Here is a 26,608-nt window from a genome sequence, read left to right as displayed (position 1 = left end):
GACGATTGACTGGGGCCGCGAAGACAGCGAAGCCAGTGGCGAAAAAGACATCAAACGTGGATGATTCGCCATGACCATTGTGGAAGTGCTGGTATTGGAGGGTGCGATGGCGTCGAGCACTGCGATCACGCTCGACGTCCTGACGGTGGCCAACAATCAGGCCCGGCGCGCGGGACGGCCTTTGCCCTTTGCGGTAAGGTTATGGGGTGACGGGAAGGACTGTTTCAGCCCGTTCGTTACCAACCCAGCGCCGGCCAACCTGCCGGCCGATCTGCTGATCGTCCCGGCGCAGGGGTTAACCAAGGCCGACGACATTGCCGCCCGCCTGGATGACGAAGATGTGAAGTCCGCTTCCGAGCATATCCGTCGGGTCGGCGCGACCGGCGCGCGTATCGCGAGCAGCTGTACCGGCACCCTGCTGCTTGCCAAGTCGGGTTTGCTGGACGGACGAAGGGCGACGACGTCCTGGTGGCTGGCTCCGCTGTTCCAGAAGCTGTTTCCGCAGGTCTCGCTCGACACGCGCGATGTGGTCGCGAGCGACGGACCCTTCATTACGGCCGGCGCGGCCATGGCGCAGATGGATGTGATGGTCGGGCTGGTTGCCCGCTATGCCGGGGCGCAGGTTGCCGACGGCTGCGTCAGGATCATGCTGCTCGACGAGCGGCGGTCGCAGACACCCTATATGGCTGTGACGATGATGGCCGCGACCGACGACCGGATTGCCGACGCGGTGGCATGGGCGATGACGCGGCTTGAAGACGGGGTCGGCGTCAACGACCTCGCATCGCGCGCCGCCATGTCGCCGCGCACCTTTGCCCGCCATGTGCAACGGTCGACCGGCCTGTCGCCGGTCGGGCTGCTCCAGAAGATCAGGGTCGAACGGGCGATCGAACTGCTCGAAACCACGCGCCTTCCGTTCGAGGAAATTGCGATCCAGGTCGGCTATGCCGAGGCATCGACGTTGCGCACCCTCATTCGGCGCCTGACCGGCGTTCGGCCGCGCGATGTCCGCGCACGGGCGTTGCCGCTGGCGGCTTGAGCCATGACCGGTTCGCCGCGAAATTTGGCGTGATCCGCGCTGGCGGGGCGGGCTGTTGGCAGGAAGCTAAGCGCCACTCAACATTGTGGGATGTCAATATGGTCTGGCGTGATGACGACCTTGCAGATTTTGACGCGCGACGTTGCACATTCGAAGGCAAGGAAAAGACGGTCTATGTCTCGGGCAGCGGCCCGGCGGTCCTCGTCATGGCCGAAATGCCGGGTGTCGGTCCGCAGGTCATCCGCTTCGCGCGTTGGGTCCGCGATGCCGGGCTGACAGTTTATCTTCCGTCGCTATTCGGTCGCGACGGGGCCGTTCCCGACGCCGAGGAGGCCGCGACCATCTTCCGTGCCGCCTGCATCAGCGCCGAATTTCGTGCCTTGGGCGGCGGACAGTCGAGCCCCGTCGCCAATTGGCTGCGCGCCTTGGCCCGGGAGGCGCACCACGAATGCGGCGGCCGGGGGGTCGGCGCGATCGGCATGTGTTTCACCGGCAATTTCGCCGTCACGCTGTTGCTCGAACCCTCGGTTATCGCGGCCGTGCTGGCGCAACCGGCATTGCCGCTCGACAATCCGGCGGGGATCGAGGCCTCAGCGCAGGAGCTCGAGGCCGTCCGTCAGCGGATCGAGCGCGACGACATTGAAATCCCTGCCTATCGCTTCGCCGGCGACCATTTCTGCCGAGCCGAGCGCTTCGCTGCCTATGCCGAGGCACTCGGCCCGCATTTTAAGCCGCACGTCCTGGCCGATGACAGCGCCAATTCGGATGTGCCCCCGTTCACGGCCAATTTCGTGCCCACGCCCCACAGCGTCTTTACCGCCCACCTGATCGATGCGGCCGGCGAGCCCACCGCCGCCGCGCGCGATGCAGTAGTCGCCTATTTCCGTGACAGGCTGCTGGGGTGAGCGGCGGATCGTCAACCCCGAGGGTCGGGATGGCGGGGCTCGGAAAGATGGGCGGTCCGATGGCGTCCCGTTTGATCGACGCCGGGGTCGACCCGATGCTGTGGACCCGCGACCCGGCCAAGCTCGCACCGTTCCGCGAGCGCGGCGCGAGGATTGCCGCTACCAACACAGAACTGTTCGCCGCCAACGACATCGTCTTGCTGATGCTGGCCAATGACGATGCCGCCGACGCGGTGCTGGAAATGGAAGGCGGCGGATCGCGCTTAGGTCTGTCGGGCAAGCTGGTTGTGAACATGGGTACCGGGGCGCCGCAGCGCTCGCTCGATCGCGAAACCGCGGTAACATCGGCTGGCGGGGCCTATGTCGAAGCCCCGGTTTCCGGGTCCCGCGCGCCCGCCGAACAGGGACAGCTGGTGGCCATGGTCGCGGGCGGATCCGAAGCGCAGCGTCGGTCCGTCCGCTCGCTGGTCGAACCGATGTGCAGCGCCAGCTTCGACGCCGGCGCCATCCCGGGCGCGCTGACGCTCAAGCTGGCCGTCAACTTGTTCCTGATCACGACCGTCGCCGGGTTGGCCGAGGCGTTCCACCTCGGCGAACGGTTGGGCATCGAGCCCGGCCTGCTGCGCGACGTGATTGCCGCCGGACCGATGGCCAGCGCGGTCTCCACTGGCAAGTCCGACAAGATCGTCGCGGCCGACTTTACCCCGCAAGCGGCCATCCGGGACGTGCATATGAACTGCCGATTGGTGGCAGAGGCTGCACGCGGCGCTGGCGCAATGACGCCGCTGCTCGACGACAGCCTGACCCTGTTCGCGGACCGCGAGCGGCGGGGCGACGGCGCGCTCGACATGGCGTCGGTTGTCCGGTCGTTCGAGCAGCAGGAAGCGAACGGCGCAGCCGCTTGCGTCGAACGGCAACTGGACGCCTACAACCGCCGCGACCTCGACGCATTTCTCGCTTGCTGGGCAGACGATGCGGTCATACGCGCCGCCGACGGGACCATCCTGGCATGTGGCAAAGAAGCGATCGCGGAACGTCATCGTCGCCGCTTCGCTGACCAGCGCCTGTCTGCCCTCCTCATCCATCGCTCTTCCGCAGGGTCGGTGGTGGTCGACCAGGAACGGGTGTTCCGCACCGGCGCCGACGGCCGGCTTGAGGATGTCGAAGTGGTCGGCGTCTACGACGTGATCGATGGGAAAATCAGCGCGGCGCGGTTCAGCGAAGGCGGCCGCCGACCGATTGGCGAATGATCCACGAAATCTGGCGCGCCGCCGACTGGCCGCGTCGGGCCGGTCACGCATGATTGGGGCTCATCCATTGGTGAGGACCGATCATGACCGCCCAATCACCCACGCCGATCAACATTGCCGACAAATTTGCCGCATTCGACGCGCACTGGTCGCCCCAGATCGTTGCCAGGTACAACGATAACGAAGTGCGCCTGTGCAAGACGCTCGGCGAATGGGTCTGGCACAAGCATGATGAGACCGACGAACTATTCCTGATCATCGAGGGCGAATTCGACATGGATTTTCGCGATCGCACCGTGACCGCAAAGGCCGGCGACCTGCTGGTCGTGCCGGCGGGGGTCGAACATCGTCCCGCCGCCCGGCGAGGCGAGGTCAAGCTCATCCTCCTCGACCCCAATGGAACACCCAATACCGGCGATATCGCAACGGCCGTTCAGGCGGTCGAGCTGTGATCCGTATGGGGTGGATGGCCCTTGCCGGGCTGCTGGCCGCGTCCGCGACCGCTGCCGCAACGCCGCTGGATGAATTCGCCCGTCCGCATGAAATGGTCGACATCGGCGGCCGCAAGCTGAACCTGTTCTGCACGGGAAGCGGACGCGTTACCGTCCTGCTGGAGGCGGGCGGCAGCGATTGGTCAGCGATCTGGGGCTTGGTTCAGCCCGCGCTGGAATCGTCGGCGCGGGTCTGTTCCTACGATCGCGCCGGGCTTGGCTACAGCGATCCTGCACCGCTCGCCCGAACACCCAAGGCCATCGTCGATGACATGGACGCGCTGATCGACGCGGCGAAACTTGGCGGCAAGCTGATCCTCGTCGGTCATTCGCTGGGCGGGTTCAACGCCAAGCTTTACACGGCCCTACACCCCAAGAAAGTCCAGGGCCTGTTGCTGGTCGACCCGTCGGAGGAACGGCCGGAGGAGCGCTCGCATGCCTTTCTGCTCAAGCATTACGGGCGGGTGATGACGGCTGACATCGAATTGTCGGATCAACAGGGGCTGCTGTTTCTGCAGTCGCGCTATGCCACCTGCGTGGAGTGGGCGAAGTCAGGCCTGCTGGTGAACGACGCGGTCAAATATCGTCGCTGCACCGATCCCGTGCGCCCGAAACTGGGTGACGCGGTGGCCAAGGAGCGAGCTCGGCTCCAGCCGCTTTCCGCCTATCAAGAGGCGCAGGCGTCGGAAATCCGCTGGAGCATCTACGGGGACGACGGCAGCGACGCGACCTATCGTTCGTTATTCCAGCCGGGATCGTTCGGGAAACTGCCCATGATCGTTCTCACGCACGGCGATTACGACGCAGCCGACCCAGTCGACCGCGCGGGCTTCGAAACCTGGCGCTTGCTGCATCAGCAAAGCGCCCGCCTATCCCTCACCGGCGTTCAGCGCACTGTGCCCGACAGCGGACATAATATCGAAATCGACCAGCCAGCGGCGATCGTGGACGCGGTGAAGTCGCTGGTGACAGCCGTCCGATGATCGACGTCGACGCGGTCGCCGCAGGTTATTCGTACGTCACGCTGGACGTGTTCACCGACACGCCTTTTCGCGGCAATCCGCTTGCCGTTTTTCCGGATGCGAGCGGGCTGGACGATAGCATGATGCAATTGCTCGCGCGCGAAATGAACTACAGCGAGACCTGCTTCATCTTGCCGCCGGACGATCCCGCCAACGACGCGCAATTGCGCATCTTCAATCGCACCGCAGAGCTTCCTTTTGCCGGTCATCCGACCATCGGCGCCGCGACCGTGCTGGCCGACAGGTTTGGGGCGGACCGGTCGGCCTTGACGATCGAAGTTGCCTCCGGCGTGGTGCGCGCCGCCATCGGCAACGGTGACGGCCGGACGGTGGGGAGCGCGTCGATCGTCGCGCCGCAACCACTGATGCTGGGCCAAATATTTTCCGCATCGCAGTTGGCGGCGTGCCTTGGGCTCGACACCCCGGACGTGCTGACGAGCGCACATTTGCCCCGGGTGGCATCCACCGGCGTGGAATTCATCTTCGCCGAATTGTCTGCCGATGCGTTATCCCGAGCCACGCCCGACCGGACGGCGATCGAGGCATTGCGCCGCACGGTCGTAAGCCCGACCGGCAGGGCTTCCATCTACTGCTATTCTCGCACCGGCACGGTAGTCCGGTCGCGCATGTTCGCCCCGCTCGAAGGAACCGATGAGGACCCTGGTACCGGCAGTGCCAGTGCAACGCTTGCCGCCATGCTGCTCGATTTGGATATGGGCGCAACCCTCAGCCTTGAGATCCGACAGGGTGAGCAAATGGGCCGGCCTTGCGACATCTCGGTCGATGCCTGGCGCGACGGAAGCGACATATGTGCAAGGCTGTCGGGTCGCTGCGTCAAGATATTCGAGGGCCGGTTCACGGCCAAGGGAGACTGAGCAGATGACGGCGATCCTGTATCTTGCCCTGCTCGCCGCTCTTGCGCCTGCAAAGCTGGAACCGACCGGGCCAGTGACCATCGGCGACGGCTACGCGCTGACGTCGACGGTTATGGCGGACAAGCGGCGGATCAACGTCCTGCTTCCGGACGACTACGCCGATCCTGCACAATCGTCGCGCCGCTACCCTGTGCTCTACCTCCTCGATGGCGGCGGCGGGTTCCAGGATTTCGCCAATGTCGCCGCCATGGTCCAGCGCGGATCGCGGTGGGGTGGCGGCAACAAGCCGATGATCGTGATCGGCATCGAGAGCAAGGACCGCAAGGCCGAATTCACCTCCCCATCCTCCGATCCGGCGGAACGGCGCGATTTCCCGACGAGCGGGTCCGCAGAGCGATTTCGCCGCTTCCTGGTCGACGAGCTCAAGCCCAACGTCGATGCCACCTACCGGACCGACGGGACCGATGCCTTGATGGGTGAATCGTTGGCCGGCCTGTTCGTCGTCGAGACCATGTTGCGCGAACCTAGGTCGTTCGACCTTTACGTCGCGATCAGCCCCAGCTTGTGGTGGGACCGAAGCAGGTTGGCGAACGATGCGCCGGTCCTGCTGAAAAGCCACGCAAAGCCAAGCCGACTCTTGTGGATTACCGTCGGGAACGAAGGCGGGGCGATGAAGGCCGGGGTCGACAAGATTGTCGCGGCAGTTCGTGCCAAGCCGGATTCGGGTGTGAGGGCCCGATACGTGCCGCTTAAAGACGAAGGTCATGGAACAATCTACCAGCCCGCGGCGATGCGAGCCCTTCGGAGCCTTTTCCCTGATCCTACGCCAAACTCAAAATAAACCCGAAGCCCGCCCCTTGGCGGCTGCCTCGGAGCGATTGCGCGCGCCAAGCTTTGCGAGCAGGGACGATACATGGTGATCGACCGTCTTGGCTGACACGAAAAGTTTTTCGCCGATGTCCTTATTCGTCAGCCCTTGGTCGATCAGGGTGAGGACGTCGAGTTCGCGCTTGGTGATACCGTGCGAATTTTCACGGGTCGACTTGCGCGGTCCGCGAGTCCCGGCGCGAATGCCGCGAGCATTAAGGTCGGCGCGAATTCTATCCATTGTGGCCGTTGCTCCCAGCCGGTCGAGCATGCGCAAGGATCGCTGCGACTGATCCTCGTCGCCTTCGGCAAGAAACAACGCGGTAAGAAATGCCAGGCCGCGTCGCTCTGTCTCGACGGCCGCCCCTGCGATGTTCCCTTCCCGCAGCATCGCATATGGGGCCGGTAATGGACCGAAGGCCGGCAGATCGTCCGACCCGGTCATTTTCCGCCGCCAAAACCAGAGGTCGGCCAGCTCCCAAGGCTCGGTATCGGCGACCTGTCCGGCCCAAGCTTCTTCCAGAAGCCTGTCCGGCGCAAAGGACGGGTCGCCTGTTGTCCAACCATATTCCGCGGCAAGCAGGACGAACGCCTGGAAGCGCTGCCGCTCGCGGCCAAGCGCAACATGTTCTGACAATTCGCCCAGGAACGGCATGGCATCATCGCCACAGCGGATGGCGAGTTGGCATGCGGCACGTACCGCGGGATTGCGGCTCAGCCGCGTTCCTTCGCCGTCGGCGATGGCTCGTTCAGCATGGCCCTTCGCAGCATCCCATTCGCCGATCATGACCTCGGCCATTGCCGTATAGCCAAGCGAATACCGAAGAAACAGGTCGATATCGTTGTGGACGGTATAGTCGATACAGCGTGCAGCAACCGAAATGGATTCATGCGGCTGACGCGACAGGCAAAGCGTCGAATAATGATTGGTCAGGGCGCGACAATATTCTTCCTGGAGTCCGTGCTTCAGGCAAAGCGCCTGGCTCTGCTTCAACATCTCTACGCTGCGGCCGGGATCGCGCGTATGCAACGCTGCGCCGATATTGTTGAGGGCGTGGGCTTCGATGTCATGCTGGCCGAGCGCGCGCGCCATATCCCGGGCCTTTTCGCCCCATTCGATGGCATGGTCGGCAAGATCTTCCAGCATCGCCAGCTGGCTGCTCGACGAATAGGCCATCGCCAGCTCTACCCCGGGGCCGAGCGGCTCAAGCGCTTCGCAAGCCAGCTCGACGAATTTTTTGGCGTCGTTGAAGCGACCATCGACGAACAGGAACCGGGATTTCCAGCGCAGGCAATCGCCTTGGTTGCGCAAATCTCCTCGTCGCGCGTGGAGCTCAATGGCCCGGTCGACCATTTCCACGGACTCGCCAGCCTTCCCATTAAGGTGGCACTCGTATGCCAATCCCTGCAGGCATGCGGCGAGTTCGGCATCGTCCAACTGATGTTCCGACTGAAGCAGCATGCGCCACGCGGCTTCCGCTTCGCGATGTGACCCGAGTGCCGATGCCTGGCGTGCGGCGGCCGGTGCCAGCACCTTGACCGCGTCCCATTCGCCTGCCGCATGCGCATGGTGGAGCAAGCGAGCGGCGCTAGCTCCCATGTCTTCGAGCAGGGCCAATATTTCACGGTGGAGGCGACGTCGGCGCATCGGCGATAAAGCCTGTTCGACAGCGCGTCTGGTCAACTCGTGCCGGAAGGCGAGCGCATCAGGCCGCTCGACCAGAAGCCCTGCCGACAGGCATTCCGCAACGCCGGAATCGGCGAGGCCTAGGCGATCGGCCAGTTCGAACGATACCTGCCTTGGAACGGTCGAGCAGCGATCGAGCACGTCGCGCCCTTCCGGGCTCAGCGCTTCGGCACGGGCGATGACGAGATCGTCGATCATCGCCGAAGCCCCGTCCGCCGCGAGCAGCTCGTTGACCAGAAGGGGATTGCCGCCACTGACGTTGTGCAACCCGGTCGAATCCTTGCCGAGGCGGCTGGCCCAGTCAAAAACGGCTTCGGCGGAAAGTCTGGCGAGGTCGATGCGGGTGCGATGCTCGGCCGGGATGTCTGCAAGGGCCCGTTGCAGCCGCCCACGTGCGCCCGCTTCCTCGTTGCGGCTGGTCACCAGCATCATCAACGGCCAGTCGCCCACGCGCCGACCGAGGTAACGGATCAGGTCCATGCTGGCGTCGTCCGCCCAATGCAGGTCTTCGACGATCAACAAGGTGGGCTGCGTCGTCAGGCGGGCAAGCACCTCTGCGAAAAGTGCCAGCCGCGATTCGCCATCGATGGCGCCGTCGAGCGCGGCAGGGTCTACCAAGCCGATCTCGCGCAAAAGACCGAGCGCTTCGGGTGCGGATAAGTCCTCAAAGGCGCTTCGAAGGACGCGTACTCTGCCTTCAACGGCAGTTTCGGACGCGAATTCCGAAACGAGGCTGGTTTTTCCGATGCCTGCTTCCCCGACCACGAACGCAATCGTGCCGCGTCCGTCGAGCGCCGCGGCGATCGCGTCGTTCAACAGGTCGAGCTCATGCTGGCGTTCAAGCAGCAACATCGCTCCTGAATAGGGAAAAACAGCCGTGAAAAATAGGGAAGGTCGAAATGCAAAATAGGGAATCGCGCCGATGTTCGGGGCGCTCCCCAACGGCATCTTTACCCCCGTCAATCAAGACGAAGGGGAACATCATGTATCACGATTTCAACTATGAAGCGGTTCTGGGCAGCTCGCTGCGCGCCAACTGGAAGCTGGACGACGTGCTTCGCGCCGACCAGGAACTCGAATTTTCGCGCAATTTCATGCCCGAAAGCCTGGCCCGCACCAAGCAGCTGACTTCGCTCACCACCGACGAGCAGCGCCTGCTTAATCAGATCAGCGCACACCAGTATCTGTGCATCTTCGGCGTGGTCGAAGAATTCATCCTGCCGTTTGTGCTCGATCATGCCAGGCCGCACTTGGCCGGCGACGATTGGCGCGTCCGGGCGATCCTCAACTTCGCCGCAGAAGAAGCCAAGCACATCCATCTGTTCAAGCGCTTCCATGAAGCGTTCACGCGCGGCTTCCCGGTCGAATGCGAAATGATCGGCCCGTCGGAAGCGATCGGTGCAGAAGTGCTGAAGCATGATCCGCTCAGCGTCGGCCTCGTCATCCTGATGATCGAATGGATGACGCAGCAGCACTATCTCGGTTCGATCCGCGACGACGGCGATCTCGACCCGCTGTTCAAGAGCCTGATGCGCAACCACTGGATGGAAGAAGCCCAGCACGCCAAGCTCGACACGCTGATCGTCGAAGCGCTGGCCGAAGGGCGCAGCGAAGCCGAGATCGACAAGGCGATGGACGAGTTCTTCGAAATCGGCGGCTTCCTCGACAATGGTCTGGGGCAGCAGGCGATCTTCAACATGGAAGCGCTCGAAAAGCTGACCGGCAAGACCTACGCCGATCGCGACGCCATCATCGCGCAGCAGCACCAGGCCGCCCGCTGGACCTATGTCGGGTCTGGCATGGTGCACGAGCGTTTCATTGCCACCCTGGAGGCCCTGTCTCCCAACGCGGCGCGGCGGGTTGCGGAAGCAGCCCCGCTGTTCGCCTAATGGAGGCGGCAATGAAAACGACGCTTCGCTGGTTCGGCAAGGATCAACGCGCCGCTGTGGCGACAGGGATCCTCGTCCTGGTGACGCAAGTCATCATGGTTGGATCGCTAGTTCGGGACCTGCTGGCGCTAGGCGCCATCGGCTGACAACCGGAAGGAAGGGGGGCTCGCTCTACAGGCGAGCTCCCCTAGACCTTTGACCTATCTGCGTTTGAACGTCAGCGCGATCCCGCCAAGGACCGCCGCGGCGGCAACGGCAAACCTTAGGCTCAGGGGCTCTGCGAGAAGGACGGCTGCGCCCAAGGCAGCAGCGATCGGTGTTGCGAGTTGCACTGCAGCCACCGTTGCCAACGGCAATCGGGGCGCCACTCGGTACCAAAGCACATAACCCAAGGCCGAAGTTACGACGCCGGCGAGAACTGCGAGTGCAATTCCGGAATTGGTCGGGACCGGGCCATCGACAATCAGCAGCGGGGCGGCCAACACCGACGCCAACGCGAAGTTGCGCGCCGTACGAGCTGTCGGATTGCCTCCGGCCCGGCCGGCCAGCGTGTAAAATCCCCAGGCCACCCCCGCGCCAGCCATCATGACCGTCGGTACGAGCGAAGGTAGCGACGCGTCGGGGGCGAGCAGCCAGGCGATGCCTGATAGCGCGACAGCCAAACCGAAGACGGCACGACCGGATAAGCTGTCGCCCTTGGCAATTCCCCCGAAAACGATCGTAACCTGGACAAAGGCGAACAGGATCAGCGCGCCCGTCGCCGCCGGAAGCGCCCTGTATGCAAGCGAGAAGCCGAGCATATAGGCAAGGAGGGCGATTGCGCTCGGAAGATCGTTGATGTTGGGCCGTCGCTGGATGAAGGGAAAAAGGACCAAGGCGCCCGAGGCCAGCCGCAGCAGGGTGAAATCCGCGGGCCCAATGCGGTCCGACCCCAATGCTGCCCGCGCGATCAGCGAATTGCCGGCGAAGGCAATGATGGCCGCGCTCACCAACAGCAGACTGGAAGCGGATCTGGCCAATGTGGTGGGGGCAGGTTGCGTCAAAATGAATGCTCTCGCCGATCCAACTTATTATGCCCTCGGCGTGCTTGCCAAAACATGCAAGCGTAATGACCAACATCAGATTCCGGCAGGTGCTGGGCAGCGTGGAGTATCCGCCAGCGCCGGCAAGACTCGGGTCAATCTCACGGGTTTCGGCAGAGCCTCAAGACAATTGCGCGAACCGGCGATATGCCCGCTCGATGGCCCGGCTGATCCTGTTCAACAAACCTTATGGGGTCCTGTCGCAATTCACCGACCGTGGTTCGCCCACGGTCCGATCGACGCTTTCCGACTATATTGCGGTGAAAGGCGTCTATCCCGCCGGGCGGCTTGACCGGGACAGCGAGGGGCTGCTGCTGCTCTGCAACGACGGACGGCTGCAGGCACACATCGCCGACCCGCGGTTCAAACTGCCCAAATCCTATCTCGTACAGGTCGAGGGTGAGCCAGAGGAAGCGCAGCTGGATCGCCTGCGCAAAGGCGTCCTTTTGAAGGACGGGATGAGCCTGCCGGCGGACGTCGAGTGCATTGCGGAGCCGCCGCTGTGGCCGCGCGACCCGCCGATCCGTCAGCGCAAGTCGATCCCCGACCGCTGGCTCAGGATGACCATTCGCGAAGGACGCAACCGGCAGGTGCGCCGGATGACCGCGGCGGTCGGCTTGCCGACGCTGAGGCTGGTGCGCTGGTCGATCGGCGACTGGACCGTGGCGGGGATCGCGCCGGGCCAGTTTGCGGAAATCGCCGTCTAGGCGCGGGCGCAAGCTCGGCTATAGGCACGTCAAACCAACGCTGAAGTCCGATGAACTATCGCCACTCCTTTCACGCCGGCAACAGCGCCGATGTCGTCAAGCACAGCCTTCTGATCGCCCTGGTTCGCGCCTTGCAGCAGAAGCCAAGTGCGCTGACGTTGATCGATACCCATGCCGGATGCGGCCTCTACGATCTCAACGACGACAAGGCGCAGCGCACGGGCGAGGCCGAACAGGGCGTTCTTCGTGCCTTCGCCGATTCAAATCCCTTGCTCGACGACTATCGCGAGGCGGTGAAAGCGGTGAATGACGGGGAGGGGCCGCGCCTCTACCCGGGCTCGCCGCGCATTTTGGCGCAGCTCCTGCGGCCACAGGACGTGCTGATCCTCAACGAAAAACATGTCGAAGATGTGGTTGCACTGCGCGCCGCGATGCGCGGTACGTCGGCCGCCGTGCATCAGCGCGATGCCTATGAGCTTTGGCTGGCGATGTTACCGACGAGGACCCCGCGCGGCGTTGTCGTGGTCGATCCGCCGTTCGAGCAGACCGACGAGCGCGCACGGATCACGGCAACGCTCGCTGCCGCCCATTGCAAATGGGCGCATGGCGTAACGGTGATCTGGTATCCGTTGAAGGACCGCGAGACGCATCTGCGCTGGAAGCAACAGATGCGCAGGCTCGGCATCCCGAAATTCCTGACGATCGAGCATTGGCTGTACGATGCCGAGCAGCCCGGAATCTACAACGGCGCGGGCCTGTTCATCGTTAACCCACCCTACGCCTTCACCCAGGCGCTGCCGCCCTTGCTTGAAGCGCTCCGCGCGGCGCTCGCGCCGGAAGGGCACCATGGTCAGATCGCGGCGGAGTGGTTGAACGATTGAGGCCCGCGTCGCCCGCGGTCTAGCGCACCTGCGGCGCCGATCCGTCAGATGACAGCGCGCGCGTGCAGGCTGTCTAGCTCGTCGGGGCCAAGCCCGATCGACCCGTAGACTTCCGCATTGTCCTGCCCGATTTCCTGCGGTGCGATTCGGCGAACGCCGCCCGGCGTGCGGGACAGTTTCGGGAAGGCGTTTTGCATCTTCAGGCCCGACCAACGGGGGTGGGGCACATCGATGATGGCGTCCCGCGCGGCAAAATGCGGATCGGCCAGCATGTCGGCCGGCGTATATATCCGGCCGGCGGGAATGGCGTGGCGGGTCATCAATTCTTCCACCTCGGCGACCGTCAGGGACTTGGTCCAATCCTCGATCCGGGCATCCAGTTCGTCCTGGTTGCGGCCGCGCGACAGGTGGTCGACGTAGCGCGGATCCTGCGCCAGCTCGGGCTCGCCCATCGCTTCGCACAGCCGGGCAAAGACGCTGTCCTGGTTGGCGCCGATCAGAAGTTCGCCGTCCTTGCAGCGGTAGACGTTCGACGGCGCGATGCCCGGCAGCTTGCTGCCCGACCGTTGGCGGACGTAGCCCGACGCGACATATTCGGGGACGAGGCTTTCCATCACCTGCAACACCGCTTCATAAAGCGCACTGTCGACGATCTGGCCTTCGCCGGTCCGGTCGCGATGGTGGAGGGCGGCGAGCGCACCCATGCATCCGTAGGTGGCGGCAAGGCTGTCGCCGATGGAAACGCCCATGCGGCTTGGCGGGCGGTCGGGATCGCCGACGATAGCGCGCCAGCCGCCCATGGCTTCACCGATCCCGCCGAACCCGGCGCGGTCGGAATAGGGGCCATCCTGACCGTAGCCGGACACGCGAACGACGATCAGGCCGGGATTTTCGGCCATCAAGTCGGCCGGCGCGAGATTCCATTTCTCCAGCGTCCCGGGCCGGAAATTTTCGATCAATATGTCGGCTGTCCCGATCAGCTTCCGCGCCAGCGCCTGGCCTTCGGGATCGCGCAGGTTGGCGCTGACGCTCTTCTTGTTGCGCGCGACCACTTCCCACCACAGCGGATAGTCGCCGCGGCCCCAATCGCGCATCGGGTCGCCGCCCTTGCCATTGGGGCCGGCGGGCGGTTCGATCTTGATGACTTCCGCGCCCATGTCGCCGAGCAATTGGCCGCAGAAGGGGCCGGCAATGAGCTGACCCATTTCGACCACACGAATGTCGGCCAACGGGCCGCGGTTTTCGGATGCCAGGGTCATTCCGCCGCCACGTCTTCGACATGGTGCCAAACTGGCGGTTTGGGGGCGGGAAGGCCGGTTTCTTCGAGGCAACGGGCGCGTAATTCCTCGATCGTCCCGCCGCGATCGAACAGCTCGTTGCGGCCACCTTCGGTGCGCATCTTGGCGCGCAGCGCGTCGGTTGCCGCCGTGTCGAGATTGCCTTCCGCATCGGCCACCACGCCGTACAGGCGGGCCCCGTCCGAGCTGACCAGCCCCTGCCGGATTTCCTTGGCAACCAGCGCCGGATCGCGCTCCAGCGGATCGCCCCAGCCGCCGCCGCCCCACGTGATGAAGTGGAGGATATCGCCTTCCTCGACGTCGAGGCTGTCCTGCTTGTTCGGGACGACCGTCTGCGTGCCGTCGACCTTCTCCAGCACCTTGCGCGCGCGCTGGCCGGGCAAGCCGCCGTTGACGCCCCAAGGGTAGGTGAACCAGCGGTCGTCGTGGATCGATACGGTGCCGCTGGCGAGGAAGCGGTAGCTCATCAGGATGCCGTTGCCGCCGCGGAACTTGCCCGCACCGCCGCTGTCGGCCAGCGCCTCGTATCGCTCGATCCGCAGAGGGAAATAGCGCTCAAGGAATTCGTTGGGGACGTTTGTAAAGCCCGGCCACAGCGAATGGCCGTCGGGGCCGTCGCCAAACGGTTTCCCGGGAATGCCGCCGAACCCGATCTGGAACAGCTGGAACCAGTCGCCCTTCTTGTCGCGGCCCGAATACATGAGGTGGGGCGAGGAACTGAAGCCGGCCGCGCAGAGGAACTCGGGGGTGCGCTGGCCGAGCAGGCCGCCCAGAATGTCGAAGATGCGGCCTAGGGCGTGGGTTCGGCCCGACAGCGCGGCCGGATATCGCGGTTTCAGCAGCGAGCCTTCGGGAATGCGGACTTCGATGAGGTCGTAGAAGCCATCGTTGAACATGATCTGCGGATCGAAGACCATGATCATGTAGATGCCGAAGAACATCTTGAACATGTTTTCGTTGAGATAGAAGTTGATCGACGCGGCTGATTGCGGGTCGGTACCGGTGAAATCGAGCACCACTTTCGATCCCTCGCGGTGCATCGTGCAGGCGATCTTGTAGGGGCCGTATCCGACCCCGTCGTCGCAGACATAATCCTCGAAGCTGACCGGGTCAGTGCTGACCGAACTTTCGATCAACGCCTTCATCGCACGGTAATTGCGGTCGAGCAGGGCCTGCGTCGCGGCGATATAGATGTCCTCGCCGAAGCGGGCGCACATTTCGTCAACCCGGCGCGCAGCGACGCGGCAGGAGGCGATCAGCGCGTTCAAATCCGCCGCGCACCAGTCGGGCTTGCGCGTCTGGTGCATCACCAGCTTGATCAGATCTTCGTTATAGACGCCCTTGGCGTAGATCTTGACCGGCGGAATGCGCACGCCTTCCTCGAAGATGGCGCGGGCGTCGATCGGCATCGACCCGGCGACCTTGCCGCCGATGTCGCTCTGGTGCCCGAACATCGCGGTCCAGGCGACGAGGCGCCCACCGCGGAACACCGGCAACAGCACCAGCCAGTCGTTCGAATGGCTGATCGCCCCTTCGCAGCTATAGGGGTCGCTGAGGAAGATCATGTCGCCTTCCTCGATCGTCCCGTCGAAGCCGCGCAAGAAGCCGTCGATGAAGCTGCCGAACTGGCCGACGATCATCTTGCCTGCGGGGTCGGCGATCAGCGGGAAGGCGTCGCCCTGTTCGCGGATGCCAGGCGACATGGCAGTGCGCACCAGCGTTGCGTCCATTTCGATGCGCGCATTGCGCAGCGCATTTTCGATGATGTCCAGCGTCACCGGGTCGATGCTGACCTTGGCGAACGGCGTTTCGTTGGTCTGGATGATCCGCGCGGGCATCAGCGTGCCTCCGGGTTGATGAGGATGTTGCCGTAATCGTCGACCTTGGCCGCGTGGCCGCTGTGGACCAGCGTGGTCGAATCCATCTCCGTGATGATCGCAGGTCCGCGCACCACGTCGCCCGAGCGAAGCTTGGCGCGGTCGTAGATCACGGCGTCCTGCTCCCGCCCGTCCATATACAGCTTGTGGTCGTAAAGCTTTGCGGCTGACGGATCGCCGCTGCCCTTCTCGATGGTTTCGGCGCTGACGTTGGCCGCCTTGCCGAGCGCGACGACTCGAATATTCACCAGTTCCTGCGGTACCGGCAGGTTGAAGGTGAACAGCCGCAGGTGCTCCGCGTTGAAGCGGCCGACAAGGTCGGCGACGGTGCCGCCGGTCGGAAGGGTCAGCGGCACCTCGAACGCCTGGCCCGAATATCGCACGTCGATTTCGACACGATGTTCCTGTTCCGCGCCCGGAACGCCTTCCGCTTCCAGTTCGGCCGTCACCTGGCCGATGATCTCGTCGATCACCGCCTGCACTTCCGCGTCGCTGGTTTGCGGGACTAGCTTGTTGAAGCTGCGCTGCGCATCGACGCGCAGGCGCGTGGTCGCGTCGCCATAGGCGCAGAGCACGCCGGGAGAGGGCGGAATGATCACCGGCCAGCTGCCCATCAGAATGCCCATGGCATTGCCATGAAGCGGCCCGGCCCCGCCGAACGCCATCAGCGCGAAATCGCGCGGGTCGTAGCCCTGCTGGACCGACACCAGCCGCAGGGCGCCGAACATGGTTTCGTTGACGATCGAAATGATCCCGGCAGCCGCGTCCATCAGCGACAGGCCCAGCGCGTCGGCGACCTTCTGCACCGCGCGCTTGGATGCTTCCCGGTCAAGCCGGAAGCTGCCGCCGAGCAGGTTTTCGGGGAGGTAGCCGAGGACAACGTTGGCGTCGGTCACCGTCGGCTCTTCGCCGCCGCGGCCATAGGCCGCAGGGCCCGGCACCGCGCCCGCCGATTGCGGACCGACTCGCAGCGCCTTCGTCAGTTCGGGGACCGATGCGATCGAACCGCCGCCGGCCCCGACCGTCTTCACGTCCAGCGACGATGCGCGAACCGTAAGGTGCGCAACGCTGGTCTCTCGGCGGAGGCGCGGCTGGTAATTTTCGATCAGCGCGACGTCGGTCGAGGTGCCACCCATGTCGAGCGTCAGGACGTTGGGGATGCCCGCACTCTTGGCAACGAACACGGCGCCCGCGACACCGCCCGCCGGCCCGCTCATCAACAAATTGACCGGCGCGGTGCGGCTCTTTTCGGCGCTCATCAGGCCGCCGTCGGAGCGGAGCAGGCTCAGCTTGGCCTCGCTGCCCAGATTGCGCAGTTCGTTTTCGAGGTTGCCGACATAGCGCGAGACGGTCGGCCTTACCGCGCTGTTGGCAACGGTAGTCAGCGCCCGCTCATATTCCTGCATTTCCGGCAGGATGTCGGCCGAAACGCTGACCGGAATACCCGGCATCTCCTCGGCGACGATTTCGGCGACGCGCCGCTCGTGCGCGTCGTTGAGATAGCTATTGATCAGGCAGACGGTCACCGCCTCGACCTTCTCATCTGCTAGACGCTTCAGACTCTGCCGCAGCGCCGTCTCGTCGAGCGCACGAACGATTGCACCATCCGCCCCGATGCGTTCATGAGCCTCGATCGTCGCTTCCAGCGGGGCCATCGGCTCGGGCTTCGGCCACACGATCCACGCGGCAAGCCCGCCGGGCACGAGGCTTCGCGCGATCTGCAAGATGTGGCGATAGCCCTCTGTGACAATCAGCCCAACCTTGGCGATCTTCAGCTCCAGCACCGCGTTGGTCGCGACCGTGGTGCCATGCAGGAAAAGCGCGAGCGATTTTGGGTCCACCCCGGCCTTGGCGCAGACCGCCTTGGTTCCGGCGACGACCGCCTCCGAGGGGTCGTGAGGGGTCGACGGCACCTTGTCGCGCCATGTGCGCCCGCTCGCCTCGTCGATCACGAGCAGGTCGGTGAAGGTGCCTCCGACGTCGACGCCCAGACGATAACTCATGCGCACTCCTGCCGTGATTGCGGTTGGGGGATGAAGTCGCCAGCGCGGCCGACCCGGCTGGGCAGGGGTTTGCCCATCCGTTCGGACAGCCAGCGGTTGGCGGATACTGCCTTGTCGAGGTCGAGACCGGTGTCGATCCCGGTCCGCTTGAACAGATAGATCAGCTCTTCCGTCGCCAGGTTGCCGGCCGAATTGGGCGCGAAGGGACAGCCGCCGAGGCCGCCGAGCGCGCTGTCGAACGTTGGGCAACCTTCCTGCCAGGCAGCCCAGGCGTTGGCCGGTGCCATCCCGCGCGTGTCGTGGAGGTGGACGCGGATCGGAAACCGGTCGCCCAGCCGCTTGCGCGCTTCTGCGATCATGCTTCCCACTTGCGCGGGCACGGCAACGCCGATGGTGTCGGCAAAGGCGATCTCGACGGCGCCCGCCGCGGCCATCTCTTCCGCCAGGCCGAGGACGTGATCTTCCGCGACTTCGCCTTCGAACGGGCAACCGAAGCTCCCCGAGATCGTCACTTGCGCCGACATGCCGGCGGCGGTCGCCGCGGCGATCATTGCGCGGTTGGCGGCGAGTCCTTCGGCAACCGTCTGGCCCTGGTTGGCGATGCCGAAGCTGTCGGTTGCCACCAGGACGCAGCCTACCTGGTCAAGGCCGCGCGGGGACGCGGCATTCGCCGCCGCGGCCCGGTCGACGCCCCGTTCATTGAGGGTCAGGCCGATGAAGGTGACGCCGGGCGCCGACGGCAGTCCCGCTATAACCGCTTCCGCATCGGCCATCTGTGGGACACGGCGGGGATTGACGAAGCTGGCCACTTCGATCCGCTTCGCACCGACGGCGATCAGCCGGTCGATCAGCGCCAGCTTGTCGGTGGTTGAAAGGGCGACCTTTTCGTTCTGCAGCCCGTCGCGCGGCGATACCTCGACGATCTCGATCGAACGATTCATGCGGTTTGTATACAAATGCGGATGGGGCTTGTATAGCGCCCGGGAAATCATCAGGCAGGACGGATGAGCGCGCACGGCGACGACATCGACAGCGACTACGCCGCCAGCGGTTTCGGCGGCAGCCTGCCCTGGGGGCGCCGCCCGGCCCTTCTCTTGGTCGATTTTGCTCGCGGTTATTTCGAGGACGGGTCGCCGCTTCGCGCGCCGGTGGAATCGGCTCGCGCCGAAGCGGCGCGGCTTGCCGACGACGCCCGCGCACACGGCATCCCGCTGGTCTTCACGCGGGTTGAATATCCGCGCGATCGCCAGGCCGAGCCGGCACGCCTGTTTCGCCAGAAGATTGCCGGACTGGCCTGCTGGGAGGTCGGCAATCCGCTCGGCAACTTCACCGAGGAACTGGCGCCGATGGACGGCGACATCGTCGTCACCAAGCAATTCCCCAGCGCATTTTTCGGGACCGACCTGGCCGATCGACTTCATGCCATGGGCGTCGACACGGTTGTGGTCACAGGCCTTACGACGTCGGGTTGCGTGCGGGCCAGCGCGCTCGACGCGCTGTGCCACGGCTTTGCGCCGTTGGTCGTGCGCGATGCATGCGGCGATCGTGACGAACGCATTCACGAGGCCAATCTGTTCGACCTCGGTGCCAAATATGCGGACATCGTGACCGCGGCGCAAATGCGCGACTATTTCGCTTCGCTGACCTGATCCCAACTCGCGGTAAAGGCGTGGAAAGCGCGGCGGATGTGACCGGTCATCACCGCATGCGCCCATTCGCCGTCGCGGGCGGTGAAGGCGCGAAGCAGTTCGCGATGTTCGTTGACCGATTGCTCCAGCTGCTCGCGGCCATAATGCATTGCGGTGCGCCGAACGATCGGCTGTTCGACAAGGGTCGCCAGCGTTGCCGTTAGGCGCGGCGAACTGGCGGTTTCGATAATCGCGGCATGGAAGTCACGGTTTCGGTCGAGGAAAGCTACGACGTCCGGCACGCGTTGGAAGACCGCCTTCTCCATTTCCCGGTGACACCGCTCGAGCGCGGCGAGGTGGTCCGGGTCCATGCGTTCCGCGGCGCGGCGGGCGGCATGGGCTTCCAGCATCGCCCGCAACGCGAACATCTCGTTGACGTCTTCCCGGCTCCATTCGGCAACGAATGTGCGCTGGCTCTCGCTGCGCACGACATAAAGTTCAGCCTCCAGGCGCCGGAGCGCGTCGCGGACAGGTGTTCGCGACACGCCGCAAAGTTCCGCCAGCTGTTCTTCGCGAAGCGGAGCACCGGGCGGAACGTCACCCGACAGGATCAGGCTGCGGATTTCGGAATAGGCCCGGTCGGATGCGCGTGACATGCCCCTGTCCATAGCGACTTCCCCATCATCGGCAACTGCCTTGACGCTATCGTTTTGTATACATTACACCGTCGAATCGAAAGGGGCTTCGCGACCGGCATGAAGCGCATCAAGGTGATCGTCCCCATCCCGATGGACGACGCGGGCGTCGCCAATCGCGCTGCCCAGCTTCCGGCCGATTTCGTCGCGCCCGGTTTTCAGCCCGAATTCGCTGCGATCAAATGGGGGGCGGCGCTCGGCGACAGCTACCATGACATGCTGCTGATGGAATGGAGTGTGTTCCAGGCCGGCATCTCGGCGGAAGAGGAAGGCTATGCCGGCGTGCTGATCGATACGGTCAGCGACAGCGGGCTGCGCGCCCTGCGTTCCCGCCTGTCCATTCCGGTGGTCGGCCCGGGCGAGGCTGCGTTCGCGACGGCGATGATGCTGGGCAAGCACTTCACCGTGCTGACCATGTGGGACGAATGGTTCCCGCTCTACGAAAAGACGCTGACCGATTATGGCTGGTGGGACCGTGTCGCTTCGCTGCGCTCTATCAAGACGCGGCCCGACGTCACCGAGCTGCTGGCAGGCAAGGAAGAAGTCATTTTCGCCAAGCTGAAGGCCGAGGCCGAAGCGGCGATTGCCGAAGACGGCGCGGACGTCATCGTGCTCGGGTCCACGACCATGCACCAGTCCGCGGCCTATCTGTCCCGCGAACTCAGCGTGCCGGTGATCAACCCGGGCCAGGTTGCCTACAAGCAGCTCGAGCTTCTGATCGGGCTTGGCCTCACCCACAGCAAGAAAGCCTTTCCTTCGCCCGAAGTGGGCAAGGATGCGGATATCAGGAGAGGTTGGGCATGAGCTGGAACGAAGCCGGGCCGGGTCAAACGCCGCTGCCCTATCCCTTCTATGTCGACATCGTCACCAAGCGCTACTTCGACGGCGTCGACAACAAGAACCTGACCCAGGTCCTCAACTGCTTCACTCCCGACGCAACGTTGACCGAAGTGACGTCGATGACCGTCCACCAGGGCCGTGACGAGGGCATTGCCGCCATGTTCCGGAAGCTCTTCACCGACTTCAGCGACATTTGGCACGGCAATTTCGTCCATACCGGCGACCCGGCGACAAACAGTATCAATTCGCAATTCACGGTGCTGATCACGCCGCAGGGCGGAAGCGAGCTGCGCTATGAAAACTGCAATCGTTTCTACCTGAAGGACCGGCTGTTCCACCGGGTCTACGTCTACATGAGCGGGACCAACCTGCTGCAGCCGGGAGACGCCTGATGCAGTATGAGCCCACTTTGTCCCGCGACGAGCTGGTCGAGCTGGCGACCAAGACCTATTTCGGCAATGTCGATGCCAAGCGGCTCGACGAGACGCTGGCCTGCTTCAACGACGAAGCCTTGTTCTGCGTCCAGTCCAGCTTCACGCGGCATGCCGGCAAGGATGCCATCCGGCGCATGTTCGTCGATTTCTTCGGCGCCTACGACACCATCGTCCACAAGGATTTCACTTGCACGGTAGACGAGGCGAATGGCCGGATATCGGCCTGCTTCGAAGCCGTGCTGACCGCAGCGGACGGCAGCGTCACGCGCCTGTTCAACACCAATTTCTGGCGGATCCGCGAGGGCCGCTTCCAAGAGGTTTACGTCTACATGAGCGGGGCCAACGTGCTGGTCTGAGGCAGGGCACCCGCCGTTTCAGGAGGGCTGGAGGAATGAACAGGGTGGCAAGACGGGCGGGCCTGATCGCGGGCTGCGCAGGGATCGCAATCGTTGCAACGCCGGCCTTCGCGCAGGACGCCGCGCCTTCCGAACCGGCACCGGCAGCCCAGCCGCCGGCCGACGAATCGCCTGCCGACATCATCGTGACGGCGCGTCGCCAGAACGAACGGTTGCTTGACGTTCCGGCATCGGTGACGGTGCTGTCGGCCGACACGCTGGCCAAGACCGGCGTGGTGAAGGCCGAAAATTTCGTCGCGCTGACCCCGGGCGTGACCATCGTCACCGGGACGGCGGAAAGTGGCGACACCCAGATCAACATTCGCGGCATCAACGGCGCGCGCGACGCGGAAAGTTCGGTCGCGCTTGTCGTCGACGGCATCCTCAAGACCAACACGGCCCAGCTCAACGAAGTGCAGGGAACGCTTCGCCAGGTCGAAATCCTGAAAGGGCCGCAGGGCGCGCTTTACGGTCGCAACGCGGCTGCCGGCGCGATCGTGCTCAGCACCATCAAGCCCGGCGACCGTATGACCGGCGCAGTCACGGGCACGTTCGCCGAGCAGGGCACATGGGCGCTGCGCGGCTATGCGGCAGGGCCGATCAGCAACGATGCCGGCATCGTCATTTCGGCCAATTACAAGAAAAGCGATGGCTTCTACCGCAACTTCTTCCTCGATTGTCACTGCGTCGACGACAGCAAGATCTACGGCATCGACGGGCGGCTGGTGGTGCAGGCCGGACCCAATACGGAACTGGACTTCAAGGCCCGTTTCGCCCGCTTCGACGGTGCGTCGATTGCCTTCAACGCCGCCTTCCACCTGCCTAACTTCGCGGCGGTCAATCCGGCCTTCTACGAAGACGTCAACGACCATCCGTTCAACTTCTACAGCAACATCAGGCCGACCAACGACCAGAAGACGTACGAAGCGTCGGCCAAGCTGGAACATGATTTCGGCGCCACCAAGCTGACCGCCTGGGCGCTCTATTCGAATGTGAAACAGAATTTGGTCGCAGACGGTACGTCGGCCGACTTCGCGCGCTATATCGCCCCTGCGTTGGGTGTCCCCGCCAACCCGACTAACACCGCCGTGTCCAACGCCTGCTTCGCATCGACGGCGGCACTGACCGGATTCCCGGTCAACCAGCCCGGGTTCATCGGGCAAATCCCGGTGCCCTTCATCTTCGCGCCAGCCAACGGATCGACCTTCGGACCCTATTCCCCGACCACGTGCGACGGCACCCAGTATCAGGTCCGCAACCAGACCGACTGGAGCGCGGAAGTGCGACTGGCGTCGGATACGGCGTCGCCGGTCCAATGGCAGCTGGGCGCATACTATCTGCACATCAACCGGCTGGTCGCCGTGTCGCTCGGCGCGGATCTGGGGTCAGGGGTGATCAGGAACCTGTACAATGATCCCTCGACCTCCAATCCCACCAGCCAGCTGTTCGCCGATCGCTTCACGACCAACGTCTACGCCGGTTTCGGATCGGTCGACTGGAAGCCCAGCGACCAATTCAAGCTCGGGCTTGCGCTGCGCTACGACATCGAAGCGCGCCAGGTGTCGAACCGGGTACCGCTGGTCACCGACCCGATCCTTGGCGGCCCGCTCAATCCCGGGCAGGTCAGCGGCGCGATCCCCGACCAGAAAAAGACGTTCCGTCAGCTGGAGCCCAAGATCAACGTCAGTTTCCGCCCCAACAGCACGACCAACATCTATGCCAACTGGGGCATCGGCTTCAAATCGGGCGGGTTCAACAACAGTGGCTCCTCGGCAATCATCGACGCCAACTTCAACAACAATGCGCTGGGCCCGACGGCGGGGGATGTCGTGTCGATCGACGACCAGTTCCGCAAGGAACGGTCGAGCGCGTTTGAAGCAGGCATCAAGGGCAGCTTCCTGAACGGCAAGCTGACCTACGACCTTGCCGGCTATTACACCCGCATCACCGACATGCAGTTCTTCGAATTCTTCGTCGGCAGCTTCGGCCTTCTGCGCGTCGTGTCGAACATCGACCGGGTCGACGTTAAGGGGGTGGAACTGAACCTCAACGCCAAGCCGCTGCCGGGCTGGAGCATCTTCGGATCGGTCAACGTCACCGACAGCGAGATCAAGAAGAACCGTTCGCGTCCCTACACGGTCGGCAACAAGTCGCCCTACACCGCCGATTACACGATCAACCTCGGGACGCAGTTGACGCAGCGGCTGGGCAGCTTCGCCAACCTCGTCGCCCGGGCCGATTATCGTATCACCGGCCCGACCTGGTTCCACACGGTCCAGGGCGACGAGCGGCCCACGCTGTTCTCGGCCCTGTTGCCGATCAGCGCGCTGGGGCTTCCGGCGTTCGTCGGTAACGCCAAATATGACGTCAACCGGCGCGACAAGTTCGGGGTCCTCAACTTGCGGCTGGGACTGGAAACCGACCGCTGGAGCGTGACCGCCTTCGCCGACAATGCGCTCGACAAGAAGTGGCTTGCCGAAGTCATCCCGGCGATCGAATTCGGCGGATCCTTCCTGTCGCCGGGCACGCGGCGGCAGGTCGGGGTAGAAGTCGGGGTGAAGTTCTAGCCCAGACGGCTTTCTAGTTCGGGCCAGGACGGGATAGGCGGCACCTGCGCCAGGTGCCGCCGTTCGAACGTGTCGATGGCCTCGATCGCTGCCAGCGAACGACCGATATCGTCGAGCCCGCTCAACAGGGCATCGCGGCGGTCGTCGGAAATGTCGAAGCGATATTCGCGGCCCGCGACGTCGGTGACGACGCGCCGCGTGAGATCGACGCTCAGCGTCGCGGATTGCGGGTCGGCGACCAGCGCCAACAATCGTTCGATCGCCTCTGCCTCAAGGATCGCAGGCAACAGGCCGTTCTTGATCGAATTGTTGTAGAAAATGTCGGCGAAACTGGGGGCCAGGATCGCGCCGATGCCGAAGCCTGCCAGTGCCCAAGGCGCATGTTCGCGGCTCGACCCGCAGCCGAAATTGTCGCGGGCGACAAGAATCTTCGCGTTTCGCCATGGGGGACGATTGAGGATGAACTCGGGTCGCTCGGCACCATCCTCGTCGTAACGGAGCGGTGCCAGCAGGCCCTCGCCCAGCCCGTTGCGCGTCACCCCCTTCAGGTAGCGGCTCGGAATGATCTGGTCGGTATCGACATTGGCGATCGGCAGCGGTGCGGCGATCCCGATCAGTGTCGTGAAGGGCGTCATGGCCGGAAGCTCCTGACATCGACGATCCGCCCGGCAATGGCCGCTGCTGCCGCCATGGCCGGCGACATCAGGTGCGTGCGACCTCCCGGTCCCTGCCGCCCCTCAAAATTGCGGTTGGAGGTGGAAGCGCAGCGCTTGCCCGGCGCCAACCGGTCTTCGTTGAGGCCAAGGCACATCGAACAGCCCGCATCGCGCCATTCGAAACCGGCGTCGGTGAAGATGCGGTCCAGGCCTTCGGCTTCGGCGGCCAGCTTGACCCGGCCCGAACCCGGCACCACCAGCGCCTTGACGTGGCCTGCCACCCGGCCACCGTCGACGACGGCCGCGGCAGCGCGCAGGTCCTCCAGCCGCGCGTTGGTGCAGCTGCCGATGAATACCTGGTCGATCGGCAGCCCGGCGATCGGCTGACGCGGCGACAGGTCCATGTAGGCGAGCATCCGCTCCACCTGCTCGCGGCGCGAGGCATCCTCGATACGGTCCGGATCGGGAACATGGCCTTCGACGGTGGTGACGGCTTCGGGATTGGTGCCCCAGCTGACCATCGGCGCAATGGATGACGCGTCGATCGAAATGTCGCGATCGAATCTTGCCTGGGGGTCGGATCGCAGCGTCCGCCACATCCCGCACGCAGCGTCGAACGCAGCGCCCTGCGGAACGAGTGCACGGCCTTCGAGCCAGGCGAACGTTTTCTCATCGGGCGCAATCAGCCCGGCGCGGGCACCAGCTTCGATCGACATGTTGCAGATCGTCATGCGACCGGCCATGTCCAGCGCCTCGATCGCTTCTCCCGCATATTCGATGACATGACCGGTGGCGCCGGCCGTGCCGATTTGGCCGATGATCGCCAGGATGATGTCCTTGGGCGTGACGCCGCGACCAAGCCGGCCGTCGACACGGATGCGCATGGTTCTGGCCTTGGACTGGACCAGCGTCTGGGTCGCAAGGACATGTTCGACTTCACTGGTGCCGATGCCGAAAGCCAGCGCGCCGAACGCGCCATGGGTCGATGTATGGCTGTCGCCGCATACCACGGTCATGCCCGGCAGGGTGAGGCCCAGCTCGGGCCCGACGATATGGACGATCCCCTGAGAAGGGTGGGTCAGCGGAATGTGCGTAATGCCGAACTCTGCGCAATTGCGCTCAAGCGCCTCGACTTGCAGGCGGCTTTCCGGATCGGCAATTCCGGCTGTGCCAAGCGATCGATGAAGGGTGGGGACGTTGTGGTCAGGCACTGCCAGCGTCAGTTCCGGGCGACGCACCGTCCGCCCCGCGTGGCGAAGGCCGTCGAACGCCTGCGGGCTGGTCAATTCGTGGAGCAGGTGCCGGTCGATGTACAGCAGCCAGTCGTTGCCATGGACTGGTGCAACCTGATGGCTGGCCCAGATTTTTTCGTACAGCGTCGTCGGCCGGGACATGGCCGATGTCCTACGTCAAACGCGGCGTCGCGGTAAGGATTTTCTCGAAAATACCGGTCCGCCGTTAATGGATGCCGGCTTGCGGGGCAGCCTTTCGTGCGGGGACGCCCCGTCCTATATGTCAAT

Annotated in this window: 25 protein-coding genes; 16 read left to right on the top strand and 9 right to left on the bottom strand. The window is 64.2% G+C overall.

Features of this window, described 5'->3' with window-relative positions; translation table 11 throughout:
* Nucleotides 1-70: 70 nt before the first annotated feature.
* From G570_RS12500 to G570_RS12470, 7 genes are all read left to right on the top strand, one after another.
* The gene (locus G570_RS12500; RefSeq protein WP_037502936.1) at nt 71-1,039 is read left to right on the top strand and encodes a GlxA family transcriptional regulator; all 969 of its coding nucleotides are present in this window, start codon (nt 71-73) and stop codon (nt 1,037-1,039) included.
* 98 nt (nt 1,040-1,137) lie between these two features.
* On the top strand, nt 1,138-1,944 hold the full coding sequence (locus G570_RS12495) for a dienelactone hydrolase family protein (protein ID WP_037502933.1): 807 nt from the start codon (nt 1,138-1,140) through the stop codon (nt 1,942-1,944).
* Nucleotides 1,945-1,973: 29 nt separating this feature from the next.
* Entirely contained in the window at nt 1,974-3,194 is a 1,221-nt protein-coding gene (locus tag G570_RS12490; RefSeq protein WP_084607713.1) for an NAD(P)-binding domain-containing protein, read from the top strand.
* Nucleotides 3,195-3,277: 83 nt separating this feature from the next.
* Nucleotides 3,278-3,646: a cupin domain-containing protein gene (locus G570_RS12485; protein WP_037502930.1), complete on the top strand. Its 369-nt coding sequence runs from the start codon at nt 3,278-3,280 to the stop codon at nt 3,644-3,646.
* A gap of 5 nt (nt 3,647-3,651) precedes the next feature.
* Nucleotides 3,652-4,668 carry an alpha/beta hydrolase gene (locus tag G570_RS12480; protein WP_084607712.1) on the top strand — a complete coding sequence of 339 codons (1,017 nt, stop codon included), beginning with the start codon at nt 3,652-3,654 and terminating at the stop codon, nt 4,666-4,668.
* Nucleotides 4,665-5,582 (top strand): PhzF family phenazine biosynthesis protein, encoded by a 918-nt coding sequence (locus G570_RS12475; protein ID WP_037502924.1) that lies wholly within the window; start codon nt 4,665-4,667, stop codon nt 5,580-5,582. Before G570_RS12480 ends, G570_RS12475 begins: the two co-directional genes overlap by 4 nt.
* A gap of 4 nt (nt 5,583-5,586) precedes the next feature.
* On the top strand, nt 5,587-6,423 hold the full coding sequence (locus G570_RS12470; protein ID WP_037502920.1) for an alpha/beta hydrolase: 837 nt from the start codon (nt 5,587-5,589) through the stop codon (nt 6,421-6,423).
* Here the strand turns inward: G570_RS12470 and G570_RS12465 are convergent.
* The gene (locus tag G570_RS12465) at nt 6,415-8,988 is read right to left on the bottom strand and encodes a helix-turn-helix transcriptional regulator (RefSeq protein WP_037502918.1); all 2,574 of its coding nucleotides are present in this window, start codon (nt 8,986-8,988) and stop codon (nt 6,415-6,417) included. The genes G570_RS12470 and G570_RS12465 overlap by 9 nt on opposite strands.
* A gap of 131 nt (nt 8,989-9,119) precedes the next feature.
* Here G570_RS12465 and G570_RS12460 point away from each other — a divergent pair, with 131 nt between their 5' ends.
* Together G570_RS12460 and G570_RS14095 are read left to right on the top strand one after the other, a co-directional pair.
* Nucleotides 9,120-10,025 carry a diiron oxygenase gene (locus tag G570_RS12460; RefSeq protein ID WP_037502916.1) on the top strand — a complete coding sequence of 302 codons (906 nt, stop codon included), beginning with the start codon at nt 9,120-9,122 and terminating at the stop codon, nt 10,023-10,025.
* Nucleotides 10,026-10,036: 11 nt separating this feature from the next.
* The gene (locus G570_RS14095) at nt 10,037-10,171 is read left to right on the top strand and encodes a hypothetical protein (RefSeq protein WP_281169520.1); all 135 of its coding nucleotides are present in this window, start codon (nt 10,037-10,039) and stop codon (nt 10,169-10,171) included.
* 54 nt (nt 10,172-10,225) lie between these two features.
* Here the strand turns inward: G570_RS14095 and G570_RS12455 are convergent, their stop codons facing one another.
* The gene (locus G570_RS12455; protein WP_037504193.1) at nt 10,226-11,014 is read right to left on the bottom strand and encodes a DMT family transporter; all 789 of its coding nucleotides are present in this window, start codon (nt 11,012-11,014) and stop codon (nt 10,226-10,228) included.
* Nucleotides 11,015-11,265: 251 nt separating this feature from the next.
* Between G570_RS12455 and G570_RS12450 the strand changes: the two genes are divergently transcribed.
* Both G570_RS12450 and G570_RS12445 read left to right on the top strand, forming a co-directional pair.
* Entirely contained in the window at nt 11,266-11,814 is a 549-nt protein-coding gene (locus tag G570_RS12450) for a pseudouridine synthase (RefSeq protein ID WP_037502914.1), read from the top strand.
* 50 nt (nt 11,815-11,864) lie between these two features.
* Nucleotides 11,865-12,695 carry a 23S rRNA (adenine(2030)-N(6))-methyltransferase RlmJ gene (locus G570_RS12445; protein WP_037502910.1) on the top strand — a complete coding sequence of 277 codons (831 nt, stop codon included), beginning with the start codon at nt 11,865-11,867 and terminating at the stop codon, nt 12,693-12,695.
* 44 nt (nt 12,696-12,739) lie between these two features.
* On the opposite strand, the gene G570_RS12440 is transcribed toward G570_RS12445, so the two are convergent.
* The 4 genes from G570_RS12440 to G570_RS12425 are packed head-to-tail and all read right to left on the bottom strand — an operon-like array spanning nt 12,740 to nt 18,814.
* The gene (locus tag G570_RS12440; RefSeq protein WP_037502907.1) at nt 12,740-13,954 is read right to left on the bottom strand and encodes a CaiB/BaiF CoA transferase family protein; all 1,215 of its coding nucleotides are present in this window, start codon (nt 13,952-13,954) and stop codon (nt 12,740-12,742) included.
* The gene (locus G570_RS12435) at nt 13,951-15,831 is read right to left on the bottom strand and encodes a hydantoinase B/oxoprolinase family protein (protein ID WP_037502904.1); all 1,881 of its coding nucleotides are present in this window, start codon (nt 15,829-15,831) and stop codon (nt 13,951-13,953) included. Before G570_RS12435 ends, G570_RS12440 begins: the two co-directional genes overlap by 4 nt.
* The gene (locus G570_RS12430; protein WP_037502901.1) at nt 15,831-17,873 is read right to left on the bottom strand and encodes a hydantoinase/oxoprolinase family protein; all 2,043 of its coding nucleotides are present in this window, start codon (nt 17,871-17,873) and stop codon (nt 15,831-15,833) included. The genes G570_RS12435 and G570_RS12430 overlap by 1 nt, the downstream gene beginning before the upstream one ends.
* Entirely contained in the window at nt 17,870-18,814 is a 945-nt protein-coding gene (locus G570_RS12425) for a hydroxymethylglutaryl-CoA lyase (RefSeq protein WP_037502898.1), read from the bottom strand. The genes G570_RS12430 and G570_RS12425 overlap by 4 nt, the downstream gene beginning before the upstream one ends.
* 63 nt (nt 18,815-18,877) lie before the next feature.
* On the opposite strand from G570_RS12425, the gene G570_RS12420 reads away from it, so the two are divergent.
* Complete coding sequence (locus G570_RS12420) at nt 18,878-19,522, top strand: isochorismatase family protein (protein WP_037502857.1); 645 nt, start codon at nt 18,878-18,880, stop codon at nt 19,520-19,522.
* On the opposite strand, the gene G570_RS12415 is transcribed toward G570_RS12420, so the two are convergent.
* Entirely contained in the window at nt 19,501-20,157 is a 657-nt protein-coding gene (locus G570_RS12415) for a GntR family transcriptional regulator (RefSeq protein WP_051504595.1), read from the bottom strand. The genes G570_RS12420 and G570_RS12415 overlap by 22 nt on opposite strands.
* 99 nt (nt 20,158-20,256) lie before the next feature.
* On the opposite strand from G570_RS12415, the gene G570_RS12410 reads away from it, so the two are divergent.
* From G570_RS12410 to G570_RS12395, 4 genes are read left to right on the top strand one after another with little or no spacing between them, the layout of a single operon-like run.
* Nucleotides 20,257-21,000: an aspartate/glutamate racemase family protein gene (locus tag G570_RS12410; protein ID WP_037502856.1), complete on the top strand. Its 744-nt coding sequence runs from the start codon at nt 20,257-20,259 to the stop codon at nt 20,998-21,000.
* On the top strand, nt 20,997-21,428 hold the full coding sequence (locus G570_RS12405) for a nuclear transport factor 2 family protein (RefSeq protein WP_037502855.1): 432 nt from the start codon (nt 20,997-20,999) through the stop codon (nt 21,426-21,428). Before G570_RS12410 ends, G570_RS12405 begins: the two co-directional genes overlap by 4 nt.
* Nucleotides 21,428-21,826 carry a nuclear transport factor 2 family protein gene (locus G570_RS12400; protein ID WP_037502854.1) on the top strand — a complete coding sequence of 133 codons (399 nt, stop codon included), beginning with the start codon at nt 21,428-21,430 and terminating at the stop codon, nt 21,824-21,826. The genes G570_RS12405 and G570_RS12400 overlap by 1 nt, the downstream gene beginning before the upstream one ends.
* A 35-nt stretch (nt 21,827-21,861) precedes the next feature.
* Nucleotides 21,862-24,432 carry a TonB-dependent receptor gene (locus G570_RS12395; RefSeq protein ID WP_051504427.1) on the top strand — a complete coding sequence of 857 codons (2,571 nt, stop codon included), beginning with the start codon at nt 21,862-21,864 and terminating at the stop codon, nt 24,430-24,432.
* Here the strand turns inward: G570_RS12395 and leuD are convergent.
* Both leuD and leuC read right to left on the bottom strand, forming a co-directional pair.
* Nucleotides 24,429-25,067, bottom strand: a complete 639-nt coding sequence (gene leuD / locus G570_RS12390; RefSeq protein ID WP_051504426.1) for a 3-isopropylmalate dehydratase small subunit — start codon at nt 25,065-25,067, stop codon at nt 24,429-24,431. The two genes, G570_RS12395 and leuD, sit on opposite strands and share 4 nt — an antisense overlap.
* Complete coding sequence (gene leuC / locus G570_RS12385; protein WP_037502852.1) at nt 25,064-26,482, bottom strand: 3-isopropylmalate dehydratase large subunit; 1,419 nt, start codon at nt 26,480-26,482, stop codon at nt 25,064-25,066. The genes leuD and leuC overlap by 4 nt, the downstream gene beginning before the upstream one ends.
* Nucleotides 26,483-26,608 lie beyond the last annotated feature (126 nt).

The organism is Sphingomonas jaspsi DSM 18422, assembly GCF_000585415.1.
GTDB classification, from domain to species: domain Bacteria; phylum Pseudomonadota; class Alphaproteobacteria; order Sphingomonadales; family Sphingomonadaceae; genus Sphingomicrobium; species Sphingomicrobium jaspsi.
This window is presented reverse-complemented; position numbering and strand designations above follow the sequence as displayed.

What these genes read in the sequence shown, in the direction of transcription:
- G570_RS12420 (WP_037502857.1), top strand. Translation starts at nt 18,878, where the DNA reads ATGAGCGCGCACGGCGACGACATCGACAGCGACTACGCCGCCAGCGGT.
- G570_RS12485 (WP_037502930.1), top strand. Translation starts at nt 3,278, where the DNA reads ATGACCGCCCAATCACCCACGCCGATCAACATTGCCGACAAATTTGCC.
- leuC (WP_037502852.1), bottom strand. Translation starts at nt 26,482, where the DNA reads ATGTCCCGGCCGACGACGCTGTACGAAAAAATCTGGGCCAGCCATCAG.
- G570_RS12405 (WP_037502855.1), top strand. Translation starts at nt 20,997, where the DNA reads ATGAGCTGGAACGAAGCCGGGCCGGGTCAAACGCCGCTGCCCTATCCC.
- G570_RS12450 (WP_037502914.1), top strand. Translation starts at nt 11,266, where the DNA reads ATGGCCCGGCTGATCCTGTTCAACAAACCTTATGGGGTCCTGTCGCAA.
- G570_RS14095 (WP_281169520.1), top strand. Translation starts at nt 10,037, where the DNA reads ATGAAAACGACGCTTCGCTGGTTCGGCAAGGATCAACGCGCCGCTGTG.
- leuD (WP_051504426.1), bottom strand. Translation starts at nt 25,067, where the DNA reads ATGACGCCCTTCACGACACTGATCGGGATCGCCGCACCGCTGCCGATC.
- G570_RS12460 (WP_037502916.1), top strand. Translation starts at nt 9,120, where the DNA reads ATGTATCACGATTTCAACTATGAAGCGGTTCTGGGCAGCTCGCTGCGC.
- G570_RS12415 (WP_051504595.1), bottom strand. Translation starts at nt 20,157, where the DNA reads ATGTCACGCGCATCCGACCGGGCCTATTCCGAAATCCGCAGCCTGATC.
- G570_RS12495 (WP_037502933.1), top strand. Translation starts at nt 1,138, where the DNA reads ATGGTCTGGCGTGATGACGACCTTGCAGATTTTGACGCGCGACGTTGC.
- G570_RS12400 (WP_037502854.1), top strand. Translation starts at nt 21,428, where the DNA reads ATGCAGTATGAGCCCACTTTGTCCCGCGACGAGCTGGTCGAGCTGGCG.
- G570_RS12490 (WP_084607713.1), top strand. Translation starts at nt 1,974, where the DNA reads ATGGCGGGGCTCGGAAAGATGGGCGGTCCGATGGCGTCCCGTTTGATC.
- G570_RS12480 (WP_084607712.1), top strand. Translation starts at nt 3,652, where the DNA reads ATGGGGTGGATGGCCCTTGCCGGGCTGCTGGCCGCGTCCGCGACCGCT.
- G570_RS12465 (WP_037502918.1), bottom strand. Translation starts at nt 8,988, where the DNA reads ATGTTGCTGCTTGAACGCCAGCATGAGCTCGACCTGTTGAACGACGCG.
- G570_RS12445 (WP_037502910.1), top strand. Translation starts at nt 11,865, where the DNA reads ATGAACTATCGCCACTCCTTTCACGCCGGCAACAGCGCCGATGTCGTC.
- G570_RS12435 (WP_037502904.1), bottom strand. Translation starts at nt 15,831, where the DNA reads ATGCCCGCGCGGATCATCCAGACCAACGAAACGCCGTTCGCCAAGGTC.
- G570_RS12395 (WP_051504427.1), top strand. Translation starts at nt 21,862, where the DNA reads ATGAACAGGGTGGCAAGACGGGCGGGCCTGATCGCGGGCTGCGCAGGG.
- G570_RS12470 (WP_037502920.1), top strand. Translation starts at nt 5,587, where the DNA reads ATGACGGCGATCCTGTATCTTGCCCTGCTCGCCGCTCTTGCGCCTGCA.
- G570_RS12440 (WP_037502907.1), bottom strand. Translation starts at nt 13,954, where the DNA reads ATGACCCTGGCATCCGAAAACCGCGGCCCGTTGGCCGACATTCGTGTG.
- G570_RS12500 (WP_037502936.1), top strand. Translation starts at nt 71, where the DNA reads ATGACCATTGTGGAAGTGCTGGTATTGGAGGGTGCGATGGCGTCGAGC.
- G570_RS12410 (WP_037502856.1), top strand. Translation starts at nt 20,257, where the DNA reads ATGAAGCGCATCAAGGTGATCGTCCCCATCCCGATGGACGACGCGGGC.
- G570_RS12475 (WP_037502924.1), top strand. Translation starts at nt 4,665, where the DNA reads ATGATCGACGTCGACGCGGTCGCCGCAGGTTATTCGTACGTCACGCTG.
- G570_RS12425 (WP_037502898.1), bottom strand. Translation starts at nt 18,814, where the DNA reads ATGAATCGTTCGATCGAGATCGTCGAGGTATCGCCGCGCGACGGGCTG.
- G570_RS12430 (WP_037502901.1), bottom strand. Translation starts at nt 17,873, where the DNA reads ATGAGTTATCGTCTGGGCGTCGACGTCGGAGGCACCTTCACCGACCTG.